Origin of the sequence: Streptomyces thermoviolaceus (genome assembly GCF_045209695.1) — a bacterium.
Lineage (GTDB): Bacteria > Actinomycetota > Actinomycetes > Streptomycetales > Streptomycetaceae > Streptomyces > Streptomyces thermoviolaceus.
Window position 1 is genome coordinate 4,755,241 of the sequence record NZ_CP109280.1, and the last position, 21,484, is coordinate 4,776,724.

The following is a 21,484-nucleotide window of genomic DNA, read 5'->3' on the forward strand; positions in this document are numbered from 1 at the left end:
TCCCCTGACCGGCGGCCACCGGGCAGACACCACGGACACCGGACACCGCGGGCACCTCAGACACCGGACGCCACAGACACCGCAGACACCGACGGCCGCCCCGTCCCTTCGGCCGGGGCGGCCGTCACGGGCGGACCCCGCTCACGGACGGAACCGCAGCACCTGCGGGTCGTGGTCGCTGATCTGGTCGTGGAACTCCGAGTTGATGTGCACGCTGTCGTAGGAGAAGCGGCCGGCCCGGCGGATCTGCGGGCTGATCAGGATCTGGTCCAGGACCTGCTGGTTGCCCTGGTAGGTGTAGGTGTACCGCTCGTTCTTCGGCAGCGACTTGATCGCCGACCACAGCTCGCCGTCGCCCTCGAGGATCTTCGCGGTGTCGGAGAACTCGAAGTCGTTCAGGTCACCGAGGACGACGACCTCCGCGTTCTTCTGCACCTTCAGCAGCCGGGCCACGAAGTCGTGCACAACGGCCGCCTGCCGGTGGCGCTGCACCTCCGAGCTGCGCACGGGCGGCTGGTACTGGGCGGTCAGGCCCTGGTCGCCGCCCTTGGAGGCGAAGTGGTTGGCGATCACGAACACGGTCCTGCCGCGGAAGACGAACTCGCCGGCCAGCGGCTTGCGGCTGGACGTCCACGCGTCGGAGGCGGGGTCGATCCGGCCGGGGGAGGCCGTCAGGGCCGCCTTGCCGTGGATCTTCGTGACCCCGACCGCGGTGGTGGAGGTGCCGCCCGGGCGGTCGGTGAAGGACACGCGCGCCGGGTTGAACAGGAACACCTGGCGGATGTTGCCGCCGGGCTCGCCGCCGTCCTGGCCGTCCACCGGGTCGACGGAACGCCAGTCGTAGCGCGGGCCGCCGGCCGCGACGATCGCGTCGATCAGCGTGCTGACCGTCTTCGCCGCGCTGACCGTGCCGTCGTCGGTGGCGCCGTTGTCGTCCTGGATCTCCTCCAGGCAGACGATGTCGGGCGCCTGCAGGCGGTGCACGATCGCGTCGGCGTGCGCGGCGAACGTGGTGTCCGACGGGTCCAGGTTCTCCACGTTGTAGGTGGCCACCGCCAGCTCGCCGGGGGACTGCTTGCGGGTCGTCTCGCGCTGCAGGCCGCCCTTGCGCAGGGTGCCCATGCGGTCGGCCACGAGGGTGTAGCCGCCGTACTGGTTGTAGTCCAGCGGGCCGGTGGTGGGGCCGGCGAGGGTGTCGCCGACGTCGGCCACCGGGAAGTCGTCGGCGGAGCCCAGCGACTGGATCTGCAGCCGGCCCGTGTTCTGCGCGTCGTAGGAGCCGTAGACCGTGCCGCCGCGGCTGCTGGGGTGCTCGTCCGGCTTCACCGTCACCCACAGCTCGTTGTAGGGGTCGGTGGCCGTGACCACGCGGGCGTCGGCGACCTGGACGTTCATGCCCTCCAGGGACTCGTAGTAGTCCAGGGCGTAGGCCGACGGCCGCAGCGGCAGCGCGTTGATGGAGTTGTTCGCGGCCGGGTCTCCGGCCGGGGTGTAGGCGTCGGGGACGGACCGGGCGTCGACGACCACCGGGGCGGGCACCGGGTTGCCGTGGGAGACGACGGTCACGGCCGGCTTGGTGATCTCCGTCACCGACTGGTTGCCCGACTCGGTGCCGCCCGGGACGTACTCCGAGACGGTGCCGGTCACCGTCACCGCGTCACCGACCGCGACCTCGGGGGTGGAGCCGGTGAAGACGAAGACGCCCTCGCTGGTGGCCGGGTCGTCGTCCGGGCTGGGGTCCTGCATCCAGAAGCCCTTGGACGAGCCGTAGGCGCGCACACCGGTGACGATGCCGGGCACGTTGGTGACCTGCCGACCGGCGTAGGGCGACAGCCGGGTGGTGCCCTGGATGTCGTGGATACGCACGGAGACCGCGTGGGCGGGCGTGGTGAGCACGGTCGTCTGGGCGGCGAGGGTCGCACCGCAGACCGCGGCGACGGTCAGCGCGGCGAGACGCGCGGAAGACGCTCTGGGCACCTGGATTCCTCCGAGGACGTGACGAGGCACCGGGACGGGGTGGAGCGGACGGACGAACGCGCGGGCCGCGACCGGCGGTGCGGCGACGCGCGTGCACGAAAGGGGCGGGCGGCGACGGATGCCGCCCGCTGCTTCTACGCGCGTCAATCTCCAGTGTCTCCAGGGCAGTTGTCAAGGACGTCTCCGCGGAACGCACCGTGACCGGGAGATGAACCGGGCGGCATGGGTGGAAATCCGTCTAGGCTGAGCGGCCGGGGCACACGAGCCTCGACACCATGGGCGTCCGGCTTCCCGCGCCGGGTCCGCCGGCGCCCCGACCACCCCCGGGCCCTCGGGTCCCGGGCCGTCCCAGGTCCCCTCGGGACCGCCATCAGGAGAACCAGCCGATGTCCGACAGGTCCCCGTTGCCGCCGGTGCGTCCGGCTTCCGAGCCGCAGCTGGCGCGGGACGCCCTCACCACCTCGCTGCTGTCCCGCGCCGCCCGGCTCGCCCGCTGGGCCGGCCCCGGCACCCGGGTCGACGCCCAGGGTGCCCTGGTGGCCGAGCAGCTGCCCGCCGCCGCCGAAGAACTCGCCCTGACCGGGGACGACGCGACGGACGCGGCCGCCCGGGCGTGGCGGATCGCCCTGGACACCGGCCTGGTGGCAATCACCGACGAGGACCGGGGCACCGTCGCCGCCGGGCCGAACCTGCGCCTGCTCACCGGCGGCTCCCCGCAGGACGTGCTCACCGTGTGGCGGACGGCGCTGCAGACCGTGCTGGCCGAGGCGAGCGCGCCCGGCCCGGACGACCTGTACGACGAGCCCGGCCCCGCCTACTGGTCCACCCGCGGCCTGACCGCGCGCGCCCGGGCGGACTTCCTCGACCGGGTGCTGACCGAGCTGTACGCGCTCACCGCCGCCGAGGACGAGCCGTCCGGCGCACCGGTGCCGCTGCCCGCGCTCGCCGCGTCCGTGATCCGCCCCGGCGATCTGCGGCAGCCCTCCGACGCCGTCCTGGAACAAGTCTCCCAGGCGCTGCTGCGGCTCGACGGGCAGTTCCGGCTGCTGGAGCCGGCCGGGCTGGTGGAGTACCAACCGGTCGACACCACGGTGCTGACGGACGCCGCGACCGCGGACGCGGACACCGCCTTGTCGGACCCCGGGGACACGGCGGACCGGACCGCGGCGACCGGCCGCGGCGCCGCGCCCGTCGACGACACGGACGTCGCCCGCTACGGCATCGTGCGCCTCACCCCGCTCGGGGTGTACGGGCTGCGCGCCCGGCTGCTGGAGGCCGGGCACCGGGCGCCCGCGCTCGGCGACCTGGCCGACCAGGGCGCACACGCGCTGCTCGCCGGACTCGCCGGCTACCCGCCCGCCGCCGCCCACGCGGAGACCGAGCAGTGGCTGGCCCGCCGCGCCCCGGCCGACGCGGCACGGGACCTGCTGGCCGCCGCGCGCGGAGCCGACGCGGACGCCCCGCTGCGCCGGCTGCGCTGCCAGCAGGCACTGTCGCTGATCGGCACCGAGGCCGAGCCCGCGCTGCGCGAGGTGCTGGACGACGCCGAACTGGGCGGGCTGGCCCGGGTGTGGCTGACCGAGCGGGGCCTTCCCGACGTGCCGCCGCCGTCGCAGGAGCTGGTCTTCTGGCTCACCATCGACACCGTGGCCGCACAGCTGGCGGCCGACAGCGACGTCGACGAACTGCACGCCCTGGTACAGGGACTGGCCGAGCAGCACAGCGGGTTCTTCTCCGCGGCCTGGCGGGTGGACCACCCGCAGACCGCACAGGTCCTGGAGGCGGTGGGACGGCTGCACCCGGACCGCCGGATCGCCAAGCAGGCGCGCACCGCGGCCTTCAAGGCCCGCTCCGCTCACGGGAGGTGACGCCCCGGCTGCTGTCTCCTCGCGGGTGCTCCACCGGCCGCCGGGTGCCTCCTCGTGCTGCTCCGCCGGCCGCCGGGACGGTGCCGTCGGATTCACCGAGGCGGCACCCGCTCGGCCGGCCGGAGTTCAACCGCCGTTCAGACACGGCCGCGACGGTTGCGCGGGGATTGAGGTACGCCACCCACGGCACCGACACCGTCACAGGAGACAGCATGTCGCTCACCCGCAGGGACTTCGCCAGGACGTCCGCGCTCACCGGCGCCGGGATCGCCCTGGCCGGCAGCGTAGGCGCCCTCGCCACCGCGCCGAACGCCCTCGCCGCCACCGACGGCGCCACGGCCGCCGCGCGAGGACTAGACGACGGCCCCGAGGTCGGCTACGGCCCGCTGCTGCCCGACCCGGACGGCATTCTGGCCCTGCCGGCCGGCTTCTCCTACCGCATCGTCACCTACAGCGGCCGGACCCGGCTGGAGTCCGGCGAGTTCACGCCCTCGAACCACGACGGCACCGCCGCCTTCACCGGCCCGCGCGGCGCCACCCTCCTCGTCAACAACCACGAACTCGGCGGCCCCCGCGCCGACTGGGACCACCCGGTGCCGACGCCCGAGGGCCTGGTCTACGACCCGGCCGCCGCCGGCGGCTGCACGGTCGTCGAGGTGCGCGGCGACCAGGTCGCCGAGTGGGTCGGCATCGCCGGCACCTCCACCAACTGCGCCGGTGGCCGCACCCCCTGGGGCACCTGGCTGACCTGCGAGGAGACCGAGGACAAGGCCGGCCAGAACGGCATGACCAAGGACCACGGCTACGTCTTCGAGGTCGACCCGCAGGACCGCCGGGCCAACCGCGACCCCGAGCCGGTCAAGGCGCTGGGCCGGTACGCCCACGAGGCCGTCGTCGTGGACCCCAGGCGCGGCCACCTCTACCTCACCGAGGACGCCTCGAACCCCAACGGCCTGCTGTACCGCTGGACCCCGCCGCACGGCTTCCGGCACGGCCGCGGCCGGCTGCGCACCCTCGCCGACGACGCGGGCGTGCTGGAGGCGTTCCGGTGCTTCGACTCCCGCGGCCGCTTCGTCGACGACCTGTCCCGGGCCACCAGAACGGGCACCGTCTACGGTGTCGACTGGGTCGCGGTGCCCGACCGCGACGCCCGGGAGGTCTCCGTCCGCAAGCAGTTCACCGACGGCCAGGTCACCCGCGCCCGCAAGCTGGAGGGCATGTGGTGGGCCGACGGCGGTGCCTACATCGTCTCCTCCTACGCCCGTCAGGAGAGCCCCGGCCGGCACGACGGCCAGGTCTGGTTCTACGACCCGTCCCGTCGCACCCTGACCCTGAAGGTGCTGCTCGGCATCAACCCGGACCCGGACGAGGACGGCGCCTTCGACGGCCCCGACAACATCACCGTCTCCCCGTACGGCGGGCTGATCATCGCCGAGGACGGCGAGGGCGTCCAGCACCTGTTCGGCGCCACGGAGAGCGGCCGCACCTACCCCATCGCCCGCAACGAGGTGAACATCGGCACCGAAGAGAAACCGGAGTACAGCGAGTTCACCGGCGTCACCTTCTCCCCGGACGGCCGGACCCTGTTCGCCAACATCCAGCAGCCGGGCATCATGCTGGCCATCACCGGGCCCTGGAAGCGGCAGCGCCGGTGAGACCGGGCGCCGCCCGCGCCCCCGGTGCCCGGCGGGCCGGTGGCGTGCGGGCGGCGCCCGTTAGCATGGGCGGACGGCCTCCAGCGGCAAGGAGTAGGTGGATGACGCAGGTCAGGCCCATGCGTGCGGACGCCCGGCGCAATTACGAGCGTCTGCTGAAGGCGGCCGCCGAGGCCTTCGCCGAGCACGGGGAGAACGCGTCGCTCGACGACATCGCCAAGCGGGCCGGCGTCGGACCCGGCACCCTCTACCGGCACTTCCCCAACCGCCGGGCCCTGCTGGAGGCGGCCTATCTCGACCGCATCGAGGCCATCGCCGCCCGCGCCGGCGAACTGGCGGACAGCCTTCCGCCGGGCGAGGCCCTGCGAGCGTGGCTGTACGAACTGTGCGTGGGCTCCCTGCAGGTGCGCGGGCTGAAGGCGCTGCTCGGATCGGCCGTCGCGGACGGCTCGCCGGGCGCGGGCACCGCCTGCGCCGCCTGTGTCCGGGGCGCCGCGGCCCGGCTGGTGGAGGCGGCCCGGCGCGACGGCGCCCTGCGCCCCGACGTCGAACCGGTCGATCTGCTGCGCCTGGCCCACGGTGTGGCGACGGCCGCCGAACTCGCGGACGAGGCGGGCGGCCGCATCCGCCGCTATCTGACCCTGCTGATGGAGGGGCTGGAACCGGCGGCGGCGCCCTGCGACTGAGGGCGCACGCTCCCCGCTGCCGTGCGCCCGGCTACAGCGCCTGCGCTGCCGGCTTCACCATGTTCCGCACCGTGCGGGCCTTGACGAACCGGCCCATCGCGGTCATCTCCCACTCGCCGGAGAACTGCCGGATGAGCTTGGCCATCATCACACCGGTCTGCGGTTCGGCGTGGGTGAGGTCGAAGCGGACCAGCTCCTCGCCGGTGACGCCGTCGAACAGCCGGCAGTAGGCCTTGGAGACCTCGGTGAACTTCTGGCCGGAGAAGGAGTTCACGGTGAACACCAGGCCGGTCACCTCCTGCGGGAGGCGGCCGAGGTCCACGGTGATCACCTCGTCGTCGCCGGAGCCCTCGCCGGTGAGGTTGTCACCGGAGTGCTGGATCGCGCCGTTGAGGATGGTCAGCTTGCCGAAGTAGCAGCTGTCGATGTGGTTGCGCTGCGGGCCGTAGGCGATGACGGAGGCGTCCAGGTCGATGTCGGCGCCGCGGAACGCCGGCTCCCAACCGAGCCCCATCCGCACCTGGGACAGCAGCGGGCGGCCGCCCTTGACCAGGGAGACCGTCTGGTTCTTCTGCAGGCTCACCCGGCCCTTGTCCAGGTTCACCTTGCCGGTGCCGGGGGCGGGAGCGGCGGCCTGCGGGGCCGGGGGAGCGGCCGGCGCGGGCGGTGCCACCGGCGCCTGCATCGCGGGCGGCGGCGGAGCCACCGGCTGGGGCGGGGCCACCGGCTGCGGAGGCGTCACCGGCTGGGGCGGCGTGGCCGACTGCGCCGGGGCGGCCGGTGCGGAGGCCGGTTCGTCCACGGTGACACCGAAGTCGGTGGCGATCCCGGCCAGCCCGTTGGCGTACCCCTGGCCGACGGCCCGCGCCTTCCACTGGCCGTTGCGCCGGTAGATCTCCATGACCAGCAGCGCCGTCTCCGGACCGAGCTGCGGCGGTGTGAACGTGGCCAGGACCGAGCCGTCGTCGGCGTTGCGCACGGTCGCCGTGGGCTCGATGCCCTGGAAGGTCTGCCCGGCGGCGTCCGGGCTGGCGGTGACCACGATCTTCTCGATGTCCGCCGGCACCGCGGCCGTGTCCACGGTGATCGTGTCCGGGGCCGTGCCGCCGCCCGAGCGGTAGGTCACGCCCGGGCCGGTGGGCTGGTTGTAGAAGATGAAGTCGTCGTCGGAGCGCACCTTGCCGTCGGCGGTGAGCAGCAGGCCCGACACGTCGAGCCGCACCGGGGCCGCGACGTCCACCGCCACGCGCACGGCGGAGAGAGGCATGTTCGAGCCGGGGGTCATAGCTGTCATGTGAGGCCCAACGAACGGGGGCGCTTTACCGTTCCCTTACCTGCCGAACGAGTGAAGCGCCCCCAGCCGCGGTCGTGCGTCTCTACGGCACCACGACGATCTTCCGCCCCACGCCCGCCGCGAACTGGGCAAGGGCCTCGGGGTAGTTGTCGAGCGGGATGCGGTCGCTGATGAACACCTCCGGGTCCAGCACCCCGTTCGCGAACAGCTCGGCCGCCCGCTCGTAGCTGTGCAGGACCGCCATGGACCCGGTGATGGTGATCTCCTGGTTGTAGATGCGGTACGGGTCGATCTCGACCCGGGTGGCGTAGTCCGCCACGCCGAACTGCAGGAAGGTGCCCGCCTTGGCGACGCGGTTCAGGCCGTCCTGGATCGCCGCCGCGTTGCCGGTGGCGTCGATCACCACGTCCCAGCCCTGCGGCCGGTCCAGTTCGTCCGCGTTCGCCGCACAGGCCGACACGCCCAGCTGCCGTGCCGTCTCCAGCCGCGCCGGGTTGATGTCCACCACGTCCACGCTCGCCGCGCCGGTGCGCTTGGCCAGCTCCAGCATCATCAGGCCCATGGTGCCCGAGCCGTAGATCAGCACATGGGCGCCCAGGCGGGACCGCAGCACGTCGTAGCCGCGGACCGCGCAGGACAGCGGCTCGATCAGCGCTGCGTCCTGGGTGCGCACGTGGTCGGGCAGTTTGACGCAGTTGGCCACCGGGGCGACGGTGTACCGGGCCGCGCCGCCCGCCGTGGTGACGCCGATCGCGGCCCACCGCTCGCACAGGTTGCCGTGGCCGGTGCGGCAGTAGCGGCACTCGTGGCAGTGCAGGGACGGGTCCACCGCCACCCGGTCGCCGACCGCGACCTCGGTGACCTGGGTGCCGACGCCGACCACCTCACCGGCGAACTCGTGCCCCGGCACGATCGGCAGCTTCGGCGCGAACTCCCCCTGCAGGATGTGCAGGTCCGTCCCGCACAGTCCGCAGGCCGCGACCTCGACGACGACCTCGCGCGGTCCGGGCGTCGGGTCCGGGACATCGGTGACGACGGCACGGCCCACGGACTCGATGACGGCGGCCTTCATTTCACGGCTCCCAACGACAGGCCCTGGACCAGCTTGTCCTGGGCGGCGAACCCCGCGGCGAGCACCGGCAGGGAGATGACGAGCGACGCGGCGCACACCTTGGCCAGGAACAGGCCCTGGCTGGTGATGAAGCCGGTCAGGAAGACCGGGGCGGTCTCGGCGACCACGCCGGTCAGGACCCGGGCGAACAGCAGCTCGTTCCAGCTGAAGATGAAGCAGATCAGGGCGGTGGCGGCGATGCCGGGCAGGGCGATCGGGGCGACCACGCGGGCCAGGATCACCGGCAGCCGGGCCCCGTCCACCCGGGCCGCCTCGATGACCGCCACCGGGACCTCGGCGAGGAAGGACTGCATCATCCACACCGCGATCGGCAGGTTCATGGAGGTGTAGAGGACGACCAGCAGCCAGATGTTGTCGAGCAGCCCGGCGTTCTTGGCGAACAGATAGATCGGCAGCAGGCCCGCGACCGCCGGCAGCATCTTCGTGGACAGGAAGAAGAACAGCACGTCCGTCCACTTCTTCACCGGACGGATCGACAGCGCGTACGCCGCGGGCAGCGCCAGCAGCAGCACGAGCAGGGTGGAGACCACCGACGCCACCGCCGAGTTGATCAGCGCGGGCCAGGGGCTGGCCCCGCCGTCGGTGCCGAAGAACTCGCGGTAGCCGTCCAGGGTGAGCGGCGCCGTGAAGGACGGCGGGTTGGTGGCGGCGTCCGCCTCGGAGTGGAAGGACGTCAGGGCCATCCAGGCGATGGGCAGGAAGAAGACGATGCCGGCCAGCCAGGCCAGCAGACCCAGCCCGTGGCGTCGGACGGCGCTCGGCGCGGCGCTCATGCGCGGGACACCTCCTCGCGGAACAGGGACGACACCACGCGCAGGGCGAAGGTCGCGATGACGATCGAGCCGATGACGACCAGGACGCCCGCGGCGGAGGCGAGGCCGTTCTCATGGGCCTGGTAGAAGCTCTGGTAGACGGTGTACGGCAGGTTCGCCGTGCCCAGCCCGCCGGAGGTGATGGTGAACACCGCGTCGAAGTTCTGCACGATGTAGATCGAGCCGAGCAGGGCCCCCAGCTCCAGGTAGCGACGCAGATGCGGCAGGGTGAGGTGGACGAAGATCTGCCAGGTGCCGGCTCCGTCCACCCGGGCCGCCTCGATCTGCTCCGGGTCCCGGCTCTGCAGCCCGGCCAGCAGGATCAGCATCATGAACGGCGTCCACTGCCACACCAGCGAGGCCTCGACGGCGAGCAGCGGCATGTCGGACACCCAGTCCGGCTGCGGACCGCCCACGTAGTGCAGCAGACCGTTGAACAGGCCGTACTCCGGGTTGTACAGCACGTGCTTCCACAGCAGCGCGGCGGCCACCGGGACGACGAGGAACGGCGCGATCAGCAGGGTGCGCACCAGGCCCCGGCCGCGGAACGGCCGGTCCAGCAGCAGCGCCAGCACCAGCCCGAGCACCAGGCTGGCCAGCACCACCGCGACCGTCAGCAGCACCGTCGTCCACACCGAGTGGCGCAGGGCGCCGTCGGTGAGGACCTGGCGGTAGTTGTCCAGGCCGGTGAAGTGCCGCGCCTTGGGATACAGCGCGTTCCAGTCGAAGAAGGAGATCACCAGCGTGGCCACGAACGGCAGCTGGGTCACGACGATCATGAAGACGAGCGCGGGTAGCAGCGGGGCCCGGGTGACCCAGGCGCGCAGCCGGGCGGAGGGCTGCCGCGTCCCGCTCGGGGCGGATGCGGCCACGGGGGCCGTGGTCGTGGCGGTCATCGTCCCTCGTACTCCTTGGAGATCTTCGCGGCGAGCTTCTGGGACTTCTTCAGGGCCGTCTCGACGGACTGGCGTCCGGCGATGGCCGCGCTGATCTCCTGGGAGACCTTGGTGCCGAGATCGGTGAACTCGGGGATGTCGACGAACTGGATGCCGGGCGCGGGTCGCGGCTGCACGCCGGGGTCGTTGGGCCGGGCGCTCGCGATGGCCTGTTTCGTCTGTTCCTGGAAGGCGGCCGCCTCCTTGCGGTAGGCCGGGTTGTCGTACGTCGAGGCGCGCTTGCCCGCGGGCACGTCGGACCAGCCGAACTCCTCGCCGACCAGCTCCTCGTACTCCTTGCTCGACGCCCAGGAGACGAACGTCCAGGCCTTGTCCGCGTTGCGGGAGGCCTTCTGGATGCCCCAGGCCCAGGTGTACAGCCAGCCGGAGGACTCGGTGCGCTCCACCGGGGCCGGCACGTAGCCGATCTTCCCCTTCACCGGGGAGCCCTTGGCCTCCAGGGAACCGGCCGCGCTGGTGGCGTCGTACCACATGGCGACCTTGCCCTGGGTCAGGTTGTTCAGGCACTCGGCGAACCCGGACTGGGCGGCACCGGACTCGCCGTGCGCCCGGACCAGGTCCACGTAGAACTTCGTCGCCCTGACGAACTCGGGGGAGTCCAGGTGCGCCTTCCAGTCCTTGTCGAACCAGGTGCCGCCGAAGGTGTTGACCACCGTGGTCAGCGGGGCCATCAGCTCGCCCCAGCCGGGCAGGCCGCGCAGGCAGATGCCGCGCATGCCGGGCCGGGCACCGTCCACCTTCGCGGCCAGGTCCGCCACCTGCTGCCAGGTGGGGTGGGCGGGCATGGTCAGGCCCTTCGCCGCGAACACGTCCTTGCGGTACATGAGGAACGACGACTCGCCGTAGAACGGCTCGCCGTACAGCTTGCCGTCGTCGCCGGTCAGCGACTCGCGCATCGGCTCCAGCACGTCCTGCTGGTCGAAGTCCTTGTCCTCGGCGACGTAGTCGTCCAGCGGGTGCAGCCAGCCGTTGCGGGCGTAGATCGGTATCTCGTAGTTGGACAGCGTGGCCACGTCGTACTGGCCGGCCTGGTTGGCGAAGTCCTGACTGATCTTGTCGCGGACGTCGTTCTCCGGCAGCACGGTGAAGTTCACCTTGATGCCGGTCTCCTTGGTGAAGTGCGCGGCGGTGAGCTTCTGCAGTTCGACCATCTGCGGGTTGTTCACCATCAGGACGTTGATGGAGTCACCGCCGGACCCTGCCCCGCCCGCTCCGACCCAGCAGCCGGAGAGCAGCGGGGCGAGCAGCGTCCCTGCGGCGGCCAGCGCGAGTGTGGCTCGCGGTGGCCGCCGTCGGCTCTGGGTTCGCATGGATCGCTCCTGGACGTAAGGGGATGAAGAAATACTTAAGTGATGAATCAGAGCTGTAAAGAGACAAAAGGAGATAGGAAAGGTGTCACCTCGCGTGCCGTGTGCTTCCGGGCGGCGGCTCAGACCCGGACGACCTGGGGGCCCAGCAGGGCGTAGCGGTGGGCCTCGGACGCCGGCAGCAGGGTGCCGGTCACGATCGCCTCCAGCGCGCCGACCTCCGCGAACCGGCAGAAGCTGACCGCGCCGAACTTGGTGTGCGCCCCGACGAACACCGTGCGCCGCGCCACCCGCATCGCCTGCGCCTTCACCTCGCTGACCGCGGGATCCGGCGTGGTCAGGCCGTGCTCGCGGGAGATGCCGTTGGCGCCGATGTAGGCCAGGTCGATGACGAAGCCGGCCAGCATCTTCGTCGTCCAGTGGTCCACGGTGGCGAGCGTGCCCGCACGGACCCGCCCGCCCAGCAGCAGCACCGATGTGTTCTCCGCCCCGGCGAGCACCCCCGCGACCGGCAGGGACGCCGTGACCACGGTCAACGGCCGGTCCTTCGGCAGCGCCTCCGCGATCAGCTGCGGCGTGAATCCCTCGTCCACGAACACCGTCTCGGCGTCCCCGAGCAGATCCGCCGCTGCGGCCGCGATCCTGCGCTTCTCGGGGACATGGCTGGTGGCTCGGAAGGCGAGCGTGGTCTCGAAAGAGGCGCTCTCCACCGGGTAGGCCCCGCCGTGGGTACGGCGGACCAGCCCGTGGTCCTCGAGGGCGCGCAGGTCCCTGCGCACGGTCTCCTTCGCCACCCCGAGCTCGGCGGCAAGTGTCGTGACGTCGACCTGGCCGGTGGCCCGGGCGATCCGGACGATCTCCCGCTGGCGTTCCTCCGCCCCTCGCGCGCCCATGGCCGACACCTGCCCTTCAAGCCTCATTGCCCGTTCGGACTCCCGGGGGACAGTTCTACTGTGCGCACGCGCCGCTGACCAGGCCTGTTGCCCGGCGGATACTGCCCGGATACGCCCGTTTGCCGTGCGCTGTGCCCGCCTCGGACCTGCGGGGCTGTGACCGCGACGGAGAGGAACAGGCCCCGCAGATGCCCGTTCACGGCGCCGACCTGCCCGTTCGCTGCCCGTCCTGCCCCGCAAACGACAGTTTTCCGCCGACCTTCGAACGCGTGGGGCGGGCTGTGGGTTCCGTGGGGTGCGGGTTCTGCGGGCCGACGTCTTCGGGCTGCGGGTTCGGCGGGCTGCCGGGCCCCATGCCGGGTCATGCGTGACGGAGGGTGCACGCTGAGACCGGTGTCGGCCGGCAGCCGTTCGAGGGCGCCACGAACTCGGCGATCACTGGGTGGATTCTCTCCAGACGTACTGGCTCGAGCGGTCTGGCCCTGTGGATGCCCGATTCGGCTGAGGGGCCGTTCTGTTGTTGCGGGGACAGGCAACCGGCGGCGGGACCGCGAGTGCCGGATGATGCGGCACCCGTGGTCCCCGCCCGTCCGTCGCTCGGCGTGCGCCCGCGTGTTCAGTACGGCCAGATCGGCGGGTCCGTCACGAAGTGGCCGCCCAGGGTGGCGTGGGCGGGGTCGGCCGGGTCGAGTTCGCCCTGTTCGGCGATGAGCTTGGCGGCGTACGGCTCGGAGTCGTCCTGGGGTTCGTAGCCCAGGGCCCGTGCGGTCGACAGGTCCCACCACAGGCGGGTGTTGGCGGAGGAGCCGTAGACGACGGTGTGGCCGACGTTCTCGGCGGTCAGGGCGGCGTGGAAGAGGCGGGCGCCGTCGGCGGGGCTCATCCAGATCGACAGCATGCGCACGCTGGTCGGTTCGGGGAAGCAGGAGCCGATGCGCACGGAGACGGTCTCGATGCCGTGCTTGTCCCAGTAGAGCTGGGCGAGATCCTCGCCGAAGGACTTCGACAGGCCGTAGAAGGTGTCGGGGCGGCGCGGGGTGTCGATGGGGATGAGCGGGTCGTCGCCCTGGGGGCGGGGGGTGTAGCCGACGGCGTGGTTGGAGGAGGCGAACACGATCCGGCGTACGCCCTCTTCGCGGGCCGCCTCGTACAGGTGGTAGGTGCCCTCGATGTTGGACTTGAGGATCTTCTCGAACGGGGCTTCCAGGGAGATGCCGGCCAGGTGGACGATCGCGTCGACGCCCCGGACGGCCTCCCGCAGGGCCTGTGTGTCGCACAGGTCGGCGGTGATCGCGTCCGGCTCGTCCTCGATGGGGCGGACGTCGAACAGGCGCAGGGTGTAGCCGTACTCGGGCAGCAGGCCGCGCATCAGGGTGCCGAGCCCTCCGGCGGCGCCGGTGAGCAGAACGGTGCGGGGTGCGGGCATCTGCGGATCTCCTTGTCCTGGGGTTCGTCCCGTCGCGGCGGACACGGCCCGGGGGTGTTGGGGGTGTTGGGATTTTCTGCGTCGTGGACGCCATTCACATGCGTGGACACGCTAGGAGGGGGCTCCTGGTGCGTCAAGGGTGACGTGGGGAGGGGTGCGCGGGTGTCGGCGTGGTGTGCGGAGGGTGGTGTGGGTCGGTGACGGGGCGGCTCTCGGGTGCGAGTGCGTGCTTGACCGGCGGCGAGCGGTCGCCGTAGCGTGGGATTGTTCATGAATATGGACGTCAATCATAAACGTGAGCGCTGTACCGTGAGCGCCTGCTTCAGGGAGAGCCCGTGACGTCAGCCCCACTCGCCGAACGCCTGCGTGTCCCCAGCGGGCCGCTGTTCTTCCCGGTCACCGCCTACGGCCCCGACGGGGGGCTCGACCTGGACGTCTACCGCACCCATGTGCGGCGCGGTGTCGAGGCAGGTGCCGCCGCGGTGTTCGCCTGCTGCGGCACCGGGGAGTTCCACGCGCTGACGCCGGAGGAGTTCCAGGAGTGCGTGCGCGCCGCCGTCGAGGTGGCCGACGGCCGGGTGCCGGTCGTCGCGGGCGCCGGATACGGCACCGCGCTCGCCGTGCGCTACGCCCGCCTCGCCGCGGACGCCGGCGCGGACGGGCTGCTGGCCATGCCGCCCTACCTCGTCGTCGCCGGCCAGGAGGGACTACTGCGCCATTACCGTCAGGTGGCGGCCGCGACCGAGCTGCCGGTCGTCGTCTACCAGCGCGACAACGTCGTCCTCACCCCGGGCACCGTGGCCGAACTCGCCCGCACCGACGGCATCATCGGCCTCAAGGACGGCATCGGCGACCTGGACCTGATGCAGCGCATCGTCAGCGCCGTGCGCACCGAGGCCCCCGGTGACTTCCTGTACTTCAACGGCCTGCCCACCGCCGAGCAGACCCAGCTCGCCTACCGGGGGCTGGGCATCACCCTGTACTCGTCCGCCGTCTTCTGCTTCGCCCCCGAGATCGCCCTCGCCTTCCACGCCGCGCTGCGCGAGGGCGACGACGCCACCGTGCACCGCCTCCTCGACGGCTTCTACCGGCCGTTCGTCGAACTGCGCGCCCAGGCCAAGGGGTACGCCGTCTCCCTGGTCAAGGCGGGCGTACGGCTGCGCGGACTCGACGTGGGCGAGGTGCGGCCCCCGCTGCAGGAGCCGGCGAAGGAGCATGTCGAGCAGCTCGCCCGGCTCATCGACCAGGGGTGTGCGCTGCTGGAGCAGGGCGGCCAGGGCGGCCAGGGCGGCCAGGGCGGCCAGGGCGACGGGGAAGGAGTCGGTGCGTGAAGGCCTCCGCGTTCGTCTATCCCTGGGACGTCGTCGGGGACGGCGAGGCAGCCGCCCGGATCGCCGCGCTCGGCGTGGAGCAGGTGACGCTGGCCGCCGCCTACCACTCCACCCGTGCGCTGACCCCGCGTCACCCGCGCCACCGCGTGGTCACCGCCGAGCACGCGGCGGTGCTCTACCCGCCGGACGCCGCCCGCTGGGAGGGCCGGGACCTGCGCCCGTACCCGGCCGGGGACTGGGCGCCCGGCGACGCCTGGGGCGAGGCGGCGCACGCCCTGTCCCAGGCCGGGCTGGAGGTGCACACCTGGGTCGTGCTCGCCCACAACTCCCGGCTGGGCGCCGAGCATCCGCACACCTCGGTGGTGAACGCCTACGGCGACCGCTACCCGTGGGCGCCGTGCATCGCCCAGCCCGCCACCCGCGCCTACGTGACCGAACTGGCCGCCGAGGCCGCCGTACGGCCCGGCGCGCGCGGCACCGAACTGGAGTCGCTCGGCTGGTACGGCCTCGCTCATCTGCACGCCCACGACAAGACCGGCGGGGTCCCGCTCGGCGACGCCGGGCAGTACCTGATGTCGCTGTGCTTCTGCCCGGCCTGCCGGGAGGGGTACGGGCGGCACGGGCTGGACGCGGACGAACTGGCCACGGCGGTGAGGGCGGCGCTGGAGCCGGTGTGGCGCGGTGAGGCGCGCGACGAGGGCTGGGCGGACGTCGAGAAGCTGCTCGGAGCTGAGGTGGCCGCCGCCACTCGTGCCTACCGGGAGGAGACGGCCCGCACCTTGCAGGAGGAGGCGGTGGCCGCGGTCCGGGCCGCCGCGCCCGACGGCTTCCAGGTGCTGCTGCACGCCGACCCGGTCTCCTACCACTGCGGCGCCAACGCGGGCGTCGACCCGGCGCACATCCTGTCGGTGGCGGACGGGGTGGTGGTGCCGAGCACGGGCGGCGCCGGACCGATCGGGCCGTTCGCGGAGCAGGGGCGCGCCGGCGCGGTCCTCGCCGCCAATGTCACGGTCGTCGGCGGGATGGGCGGCAGCCCGCACACCCTGGCCCGGGACGCTGCCCGCGCCCGCGACCTGGGGGCGAACGAACTGAGGCTGTATCACGCCGGGTTGGCGTCCGACGCCGACCTGGCGGCGGTGAGGTCGGCGCTCGCCGACCTCTGAACCACACCGCCGTCCACGCCGGCACCCCTCCGAGCAGCTCGAGCAGCATCCGCACCTGGACGGCCTCGAGGAGCTGCGCGCGGCCGACGGCTCCGCCAACAACGTCACCGTCGTCAAGGAGGCCCTCGCTGCGCTCGGCCTGTGCCGGCGGGACGTGCGCCCGCCGAGCACACCGCTGCCGGATGTAGGAACGCGCCGAGGCCGCCGCCATCGCGAAGGAGTGGTCGACATGACCGCACGCAAGCGTCCCGAGGAGCTGCGCAACCCTGCGCGAGCAGCTCGTCGGCGCCCGGGTCCACCACGACGACGTGATCCGGCCCCGCGAGAACCAGGTCGCCCCCGAGGGCGGAGTCGCGGTGCTGCGCGGCAACCTCTGCCCCGACGGCGCCGTCATCCAGCACATCGGCGCCGAGCCCCGGCTGCTGCACCACACCGGCCCCGCGGTCGTCTTCGACGACTACCGGACCATGCAGCGCACCATCGACGACCCGTCCCTCGGCATCACCGCCGACAGCGTCCTGGTGCTGCGCAACTCCGGCCCGCTCGGCGGCCCCGGCATGCCCGAGTACGGCATGCTGCCGATCCCCGAGTACCTGCTCAAGCAGGGGGTGCGGGACATGGTCCGGATCTCCGACTCCCGGATGAGCGGCACCAGTTACGGCACCTGTGTGCTGCACGTGGCCCCCGAGTCCGCCGTCGGCGGCCCGTAGCGAGCGCTTCCTGCGCGCTGCCTCTCTCTCCCCCGCACCCTTTCGGGCTCTCCCCGCACCCCTCGGACCCCGCCCCCGGTGAACGGAGAACAGACGTGGTGATGGTCGCCGACACCACGGACCTGTCCGCCTCCCACCGCCGGTACGTCACGCAGTGCTACGCCGAGGGCGACGTGGACGTCGTCTTCGGCCGGGCCACGGCGGTGTTCGAGGACTGCCGCTTCCACACCCTGACCCGCACCGACCTGGCCCCGGCTCTCTAGCTTCGTCTTCGCACCCTCCACGGCCCCCGCGGGCCCCTGGTCACCCGGCTGACCGCCGCCCAGGCCGCCTCGGCGGCCCGTGAGGCGTACCCGGGCGACTGGGCGCCGTGGCGGTCGACGCCGTGGCGGTCCCGGTGAGCGGTGCGTGACCATGACGCACCATCAGGTATCGATCGGGCAACGGGCCTCGCGCAGGCGGGACGACGCGCGTAGAAACCTCCTCATGAACAAGCCACTTCGGATCGCCGCGATCGCCGCCGCCTGCGCCGTGGCCTCCGCCACTGTGTACGGCGCCGGTGTCGCCGGCGCCGGGCAGTCCACCGCGAACTCCACCCACGAGCCCTACAACATCGGGCTGCTCACCCGGGACATCGACACCTACTACGGCACCACCCAGGACGCCGACGGCGTCTACCAGGCGTCCCCGGACAGCCCCTACGCCAAGGACCTGGCGCGCATCGACGCCGACGCCAAGCGGTACATCGACCAGGTGGCCCGCAAGGCGCAGCACGACAAGCACGGCAAGAAGCCCGCGGTCGTCTTCGACATCGACGACACCCTGCTGCTCAGCCTGGACTACGAGAAGAAGAACAACTACGGCTACGACAGCGCCACCTGGGCCGCCTACGTCGACAAGGCCGACCGCCCGGAGGTCTTCGGCAGCCCCGAGCTGGTCCGGTACGCGGCGAAGAAGGGCGTGACCGTCTTCTACAACTCCGGTCTGAGCGAGGCCCAGCGCACGGCCGCCGTGACCAACCTGAAGAAGGTCGGCGCCGATGTGAACCTGGACGCCGAGCACATGTTCCTCAAGGACACGGCGAACCCGCCGGCCTACCTGAGCCACTGCGCGACCCCGGGCGCCTGGAAGTGCACCACCGTGCAGTTCAAGTCCGCGACCCGCAAGCACATCGAGGACCTCGGGTACGACATCGTCGCCAACTTCGGCGACCAGTACTCCGACCTCGAGGGCGGGTACGCCGACCGCACCTACAAGCTGCCGAACCCGACGTACTTCGTCGACTGAGCGGCGACCGAGCTGCCGCCGGCGTGACGGCCGGCCGCCGAGACCGCAGCACCTGCGCTGCCGTCCGGTGGCCGGCCGGTCCTTTTTCCTCCGTTCTCCTGCGCGCCGGGCACGGCTGTGCGCCGGGCACGTCCGCTCGCCGGGCACGGCTGTGCGCCGAGCGCGGCCTTCGTCATGGCGCGGGCCACCGGGCCCGCCCGGCCGTTGCCGCTGGCCTCACAGCCGGCGGGTGGCGAGGGTGAGACGGTCGCGGGCGTCGAACAGGGCGTCCTTGACCAGCTGTTCGTGGGCCGGGGTGAGGCGGGCCACCGGGATGGAGCAGCTGATGGCGTCCCGGGCCGGGGTGCGGTAGGGGATGGCCACGCCGAAGCAGCGCAGGCCGAGGGTGTTCTCCTCGCGGTCCACGGCGTAGCCCTGCTCGCGGATCTGGTGCAGCTCGGCGATGAGCTTCTCGCGGTCGGTGATGGTGTTCTCGGTCAGTGCGGGCAGGGTCTCCGGGAGCATCGTGCGCACCTGCTCGTCGCTGTAGGTGGCGAGGATCGCCTTGCCCAGGGACGTGGAGTGCGCGGGCAGCCGGCGGCCGACCCGGGTGAAGGGGCGCAGGTAGTGCTGGGACTGCCGGGTGGCCAGATAGACGACGTTGGTGCCGTCCAGACGCGCGAGGTGGATGGTCTCGGTGGTGTCGTCGGAGAGGCGGTCCAGGGTGGGCCGGGCCGCGGCGACGACCTCGTCGCCGTCGATGTAGGAGGTGCCGACGAGCAGGGCCCGCACGCCGATGCCGTACCGGGTGCCGGTCGCGTCGGTCTCCACCCAGCCCAGGTCCACCAGCGTGCGCAGCAGCATGTACAGGCTGGACTTGGGGTAGCCGAGAGCCTCCTGCACCGCGGCGAGCGAGTGCATGCCGGGCCGGCCGGCGAAGTACTCCAGCAACTCCACGGTCCTGACCGCGGACTTGACCTGTGTTCCGCCGCTGCCTGTCTCACCTGCCGGCATCGCCCCGGCCCCCTTCGTTCGACGAGAAGCTGACGTTATAGTCTCCAGGACACATTCATCATCCGGGACAGCGTTCAGTATATCGAACACTGTCGAGGGTGACGCACCGACCGGCCGACATGACCCACGCACGCGCGGCGCGCGTACGGGCCGCACCCGTACGGCGCGGCTGAAGCGGCACGACTTCTGGAGGGACCCGCGGTGGCAGCAGCACCAGTCTGGAGTGTCGACCCCCGCACCGGGAAGCAGCGGGAGCAGGTTGCGGCCGAGGCCACAGCACGGGACGTGGACGCCGCCGTCCGCGCCGCGCACGACGCGCGCGGCGCGCTGGCCGACCGCACCGTCCGCGCGGCATTCCTGCGTACCGCCGCCGACCGGCTGCAGGAGGCCGCGGACCGGCTCGTGGCGACCGCCGACGCCGAGAGCGCGCTCGGCCTGCCCCGGCTCACCGGCGAACTGGCCCGGACCTGCTACCAGCTGCGGGCCTTCGCGGACATCGTCGACGAGGGCGCCTTCCTCGGCGTGATCATCAACCACCCCGACGACACCGCCACCCCGCCGATCCCGGACCTGCGCCGCTACAAGGTGCCGCTCGGCGTGGTCGCCGTCTACTCCGCCTCCAACTTCCCCTTCGCCTTCTCCGTCGCCGGCGGCGACACCGCCAGCGCGCTGGCCGCCGGCTGCCCGGTCGTGGTCAAGGCCCACCCCGACCACCCGGCGCTGTCCGAGCAGGTCGCCGCGGTGCTGCGTGAGGCCGCCGCCGAGCACGGCATGCCCCCCGGCGTCCTCGGACTGGTCCACGGCTTCGACGCGGGCATCGAACTGATCAAGCACCCGCTGATCGCCGCCGCCGGGTTCACCGGCTCCGTACGCGGCGGCCGGGCCCTGTTCGACGCCGCCGCCGCCCGCCCGGTGCCCATCCCCTTCCACGGTGAGCTGGGCTCCCTGAACCCGGTGCTCGTCACCGAGGCCGCGGCCGCCGAGCGGGCGGAGGAGATCGGCGCCGGGCTCGCCGGCTCGATGACGCTCGGCGTGGGCCAGTTCTGCGTCAAGCCCGGCCTGGTCCTCGTCCCGGCCGGCGCGGCCGGCGACAGCCTGGTCAAGGCCCTGGCCGACGCCGTCGGCGGCACCGCACCGGGCGTTCTGCTCGACCACCGCATCCGGGACAGCTTCCTCGCCGGCGTCACCGAGCGCACCGCACTGCCGGACGTGGAGGCCCCCGTCGCACCCGGCGCGGCCGACGAGCACACCGTCACCGCGGGCTTCCTCACCGTCCCCGCCGCCCGCCTGGCCCACGCCGGCGGTGATCACGACCTGCTGCTGGAGGAGTGCTTCGGGCCGGTGACGGTGGTGGCCCGCTACACCGACGAGAACGAGGCCCTGGCGGTGCTCTCCCGCCTGCCCGGCAACCTCACCGCCACCGTCCACCTGTCCTCCGGGGAGGCGGCCGGACAGGGGCGCGGCCCCGGCCTCCTCGCCGAGCTGACCCCGCTCGCCGGGCGCGTCGTGGTCGACGCCTGGCCGACCGGCGTGGCCGTCGCCCCCGCCCAGCACCACGGCGGCCCCTACCCGGCGACCACCTCCACCTCCACCTCGGTGGGCGGCACCGCCATCGAACGCTGGCTGCGGCCCGTGGCCTACCAGAACGCCCCCGAGGCCCTGCTGCCGCCCGAACTGCGCGACGACAACCCCCTCGGTCTGCCCCGCCGTTTCAACGGCCGGCTGGAGGTGTGAAGGGGACGGCAGTCGGTTCCGGCGGCCGCATCCGCGCATGCGGTGCGGCCGCCGAGACGACGCCACCCCCACGGCCCGCCGGTGACTGCGCCGGCGACCGGTGGCTGCCACGGCACGGGGGAATGAGCCGCCTCGCCCGGACGTTGCCCGTCCTCGGGGAGCATCTGCTCCCCGCAGCCCTGCGAGCGGAAGAGAAGCACGAGCATGCGCGTCGAGATCTGGTCGGACATCGCCTGCCCGTGGACCAACGGGGCCACATC

Annotated in this window: 16 protein-coding genes and 3 pseudogenes; 10 read left to right on the top strand and 9 right to left on the bottom strand. The window is 72.5% G+C overall.

Annotated features, from left to right (window positions below; translation table 11 throughout):
* Positions 1–141: 141 nt before the first annotated feature.
* Complete coding sequence (locus OG899_RS20720) at positions 142–1,977, bottom strand: endonuclease/exonuclease/phosphatase family protein (protein ID WP_406311115.1); 1,836 nt, start codon at positions 1,975–1,977, stop codon at positions 142–144.
* 386 nt (positions 1,978–2,363) lie between these two features.
* On the opposite strand from OG899_RS20720, the gene OG899_RS20725 reads away from it, so the two are divergent.
* The 3 genes from OG899_RS20725 (at position 2,364) to OG899_RS20735 (ending at position 6,186) form a co-directional block, all read left to right on the top strand.
* Positions 2,364–3,845, top strand: coding sequence for a hypothetical protein (locus OG899_RS20725; RefSeq protein WP_125497470.1), 1,482 nt, complete (start codon positions 2,364–2,366; stop codon positions 3,843–3,845).
* Positions 3,846–4,057: 212 nt separating this feature from the next.
* The gene (locus OG899_RS20730; RefSeq protein ID WP_125497471.1) at positions 4,058–5,500 is read left to right on the top strand and encodes an alkaline phosphatase PhoX; all 1,443 of its coding nucleotides are present in this window, start codon (positions 4,058–4,060) and stop codon (positions 5,498–5,500) included.
* Between the two features lie 101 nt (positions 5,501–5,601).
* On the top strand, positions 5,602–6,186 hold the full coding sequence (locus OG899_RS20735; RefSeq protein ID WP_406311116.1) for a TetR/AcrR family transcriptional regulator: 585 nt from the start codon (positions 5,602–5,604) through the stop codon (positions 6,184–6,186).
* A 31-nt stretch (positions 6,187–6,217) separates the two neighbouring features.
* Here the strand turns inward: OG899_RS20735 and OG899_RS20740 are convergent, their stop codons facing one another.
* The 7 genes from OG899_RS20740 to OG899_RS20770 form a co-directional block, all read right to left on the bottom strand.
* Positions 6,218–7,471 (bottom strand): TerD family protein, encoded by a 1,254-nt coding sequence (locus OG899_RS20740; protein ID WP_406311117.1) that lies wholly within the window; start codon positions 7,469–7,471, stop codon positions 6,218–6,220.
* Positions 7,472–7,562: 91 nt separating this feature from the next.
* Positions 7,563–8,552 (bottom strand): zinc-dependent alcohol dehydrogenase family protein, encoded by a 990-nt coding sequence (locus OG899_RS20745; RefSeq protein WP_125497474.1) that lies wholly within the window; start codon positions 8,550–8,552, stop codon positions 7,563–7,565.
* Positions 8,549–9,385, bottom strand: coding sequence for a carbohydrate ABC transporter permease (locus OG899_RS20750; protein WP_125497475.1), 837 nt, complete (start codon positions 9,383–9,385; stop codon positions 8,549–8,551). The genes OG899_RS20745 and OG899_RS20750 overlap by 4 nt, the downstream gene beginning before the upstream one ends.
* Positions 9,382–10,320, bottom strand: coding sequence for a carbohydrate ABC transporter permease (locus OG899_RS20755; protein WP_125497476.1), 939 nt, complete (start codon positions 10,318–10,320; stop codon positions 9,382–9,384). Before OG899_RS20755 ends, OG899_RS20750 begins: the two co-directional genes overlap by 4 nt.
* On the bottom strand, positions 10,317–11,690 hold the full coding sequence (locus OG899_RS20760; protein WP_125497477.1) for a sugar ABC transporter substrate-binding protein: 1,374 nt from the start codon (positions 11,688–11,690) through the stop codon (positions 10,317–10,319). The genes OG899_RS20755 and OG899_RS20760 overlap by 4 nt, the downstream gene beginning before the upstream one ends.
* A 119-nt stretch (positions 11,691–11,809) precedes the next feature.
* Complete coding sequence (locus OG899_RS20765) at positions 11,810–12,580, bottom strand: DeoR/GlpR family DNA-binding transcription regulator (RefSeq protein ID WP_125497478.1); 771 nt, start codon at positions 12,578–12,580, stop codon at positions 11,810–11,812.
* A 616-nt stretch (positions 12,581–13,196) separates the two neighbouring features.
* Entirely contained in the window at positions 13,197–14,006 is an 810-nt protein-coding gene (locus OG899_RS20770; protein ID WP_125497479.1) for an NAD(P)-dependent oxidoreductase, read from the bottom strand.
* A 335-nt stretch (positions 14,007–14,341) separates the two neighbouring features.
* On the opposite strand from OG899_RS20770, the gene OG899_RS20775 reads away from it, so the two are divergent.
* The 6 genes and pseudogenes from OG899_RS20775 to OG899_RS20800 all read left to right on the top strand — a co-directional run bounded on the left by OG899_RS20775 (position 14,342) and on the right by OG899_RS20800 (position 18,497).
* Entirely contained in the window at positions 14,342–15,337 is a 996-nt protein-coding gene (locus OG899_RS20775) for a 5-dehydro-4-deoxyglucarate dehydratase (protein WP_125497480.1), read from the top strand.
* Positions 15,334–16,500, top strand: a complete 1,167-nt coding sequence (locus OG899_RS20780) for a hypothetical protein (protein WP_189428339.1) — start codon at positions 15,334–15,336, stop codon at positions 16,498–16,500. The genes OG899_RS20775 and OG899_RS20780 overlap by 4 nt, the downstream gene beginning before the upstream one ends.
* A gap of 67 nt (positions 16,501–16,567) precedes the next feature.
* Positions 16,568–16,733, top strand: a pseudogene (locus OG899_RS20785) (dihydrodipicolinate synthase family protein); the annotation flags it as partial.
* 30 nt (positions 16,734–16,763) lie between these two features.
* A pseudogene (locus OG899_RS20790) lies at positions 16,764–17,207 on the top strand (dihydroxy-acid dehydratase); the annotation flags it as partial.
* A 146-nt stretch (positions 17,208–17,353) separates the two neighbouring features.
* Positions 17,354–17,510, top strand: a pseudogene (locus tag OG899_RS20795) (pectin esterase); the annotation flags it as partial.
* A gap of 186 nt (positions 17,511–17,696) precedes the next feature.
* The gene (locus OG899_RS20800; protein ID WP_125497482.1) at positions 17,697–18,497 is read left to right on the top strand and encodes an HAD family acid phosphatase; all 801 of its coding nucleotides are present in this window, start codon (positions 17,697–17,699) and stop codon (positions 18,495–18,497) included.
* A 216-nt stretch (positions 18,498–18,713) separates the two neighbouring features.
* Here OG899_RS20800 and OG899_RS20805 read toward each other — a convergent pair whose 3' ends face one another.
* Complete coding sequence (locus tag OG899_RS20805; protein ID WP_125497483.1) at positions 18,714–19,490, bottom strand: IclR family transcriptional regulator; 777 nt, start codon at positions 19,488–19,490, stop codon at positions 18,714–18,716.
* A gap of 201 nt (positions 19,491–19,691) precedes the next feature.
* On the opposite strand from OG899_RS20805, the gene OG899_RS20810 reads away from it, so the two are divergent.
* Positions 19,692–21,224 carry an aldehyde dehydrogenase (NADP(+)) gene (locus OG899_RS20810; protein WP_189428340.1) on the top strand — a complete coding sequence of 511 codons (1,533 nt, stop codon included), beginning with the start codon at positions 19,692–19,694 and terminating at the stop codon, positions 21,222–21,224.
* Positions 21,225–21,484: the final 260 nt, after the last annotated feature.

Bases quoted from the DNA above. Each gene is read 5' to 3' on its own strand.
- OG899_RS20725 (WP_125497470.1), top strand. From the start codon at position 2,364: ATGTCCGACAGGTCCCCGTTGCCGCCGGTGCGTCCGGCTTCCGAGCCG.
- OG899_RS20730 (WP_125497471.1), top strand. From the start codon at position 4,058: ATGTCGCTCACCCGCAGGGACTTCGCCAGGACGTCCGCGCTCACCGGC.
- OG899_RS20735 (WP_406311116.1), top strand. From the start codon at position 5,602: ATGACGCAGGTCAGGCCCATGCGTGCGGACGCCCGGCGCAATTACGAG.
- OG899_RS20740 (WP_406311117.1), bottom strand. From the start codon at position 7,471: ATGACCCCCGGCTCGAACATGCCTCTCTCCGCCGTGCGCGTGGCGGTG.
- OG899_RS20745 (WP_125497474.1), bottom strand. From the start codon at position 8,552: ATGAAGGCCGCCGTCATCGAGTCCGTGGGCCGTGCCGTCGTCACCGAT.
- OG899_RS20750 (WP_125497475.1), bottom strand. From the start codon at position 9,385: ATGAGCGCCGCGCCGAGCGCCGTCCGACGCCACGGGCTGGGTCTGCTG.
- OG899_RS20755 (WP_125497476.1), bottom strand. From the start codon at position 10,320: ATGACCGCCACGACCACGGCCCCCGTGGCCGCATCCGCCCCGAGCGGG.
- OG899_RS20760 (WP_125497477.1), bottom strand. From the start codon at position 11,690: ATGCGAACCCAGAGCCGACGGCGGCCACCGCGAGCCACACTCGCGCTG.
- OG899_RS20765 (WP_125497478.1), bottom strand. From the start codon at position 12,580: ATGGGCGCGCGAGGGGCGGAGGAACGCCAGCGGGAGATCGTCCGGATC.
- OG899_RS20770 (WP_125497479.1), bottom strand. From the start codon at position 14,006: ATGCCCGCACCCCGCACCGTTCTGCTCACCGGCGCCGCCGGAGGGCTC.
- OG899_RS20800 (WP_125497482.1), top strand. From the start codon at position 17,697: ATGAACAAGCCACTTCGGATCGCCGCGATCGCCGCCGCCTGCGCCGTG.
- OG899_RS20805 (WP_125497483.1), bottom strand. From the start codon at position 19,490: ATGCCGGCAGGTGAGACAGGCAGCGGCGGAACACAGGTCAAGTCCGCG.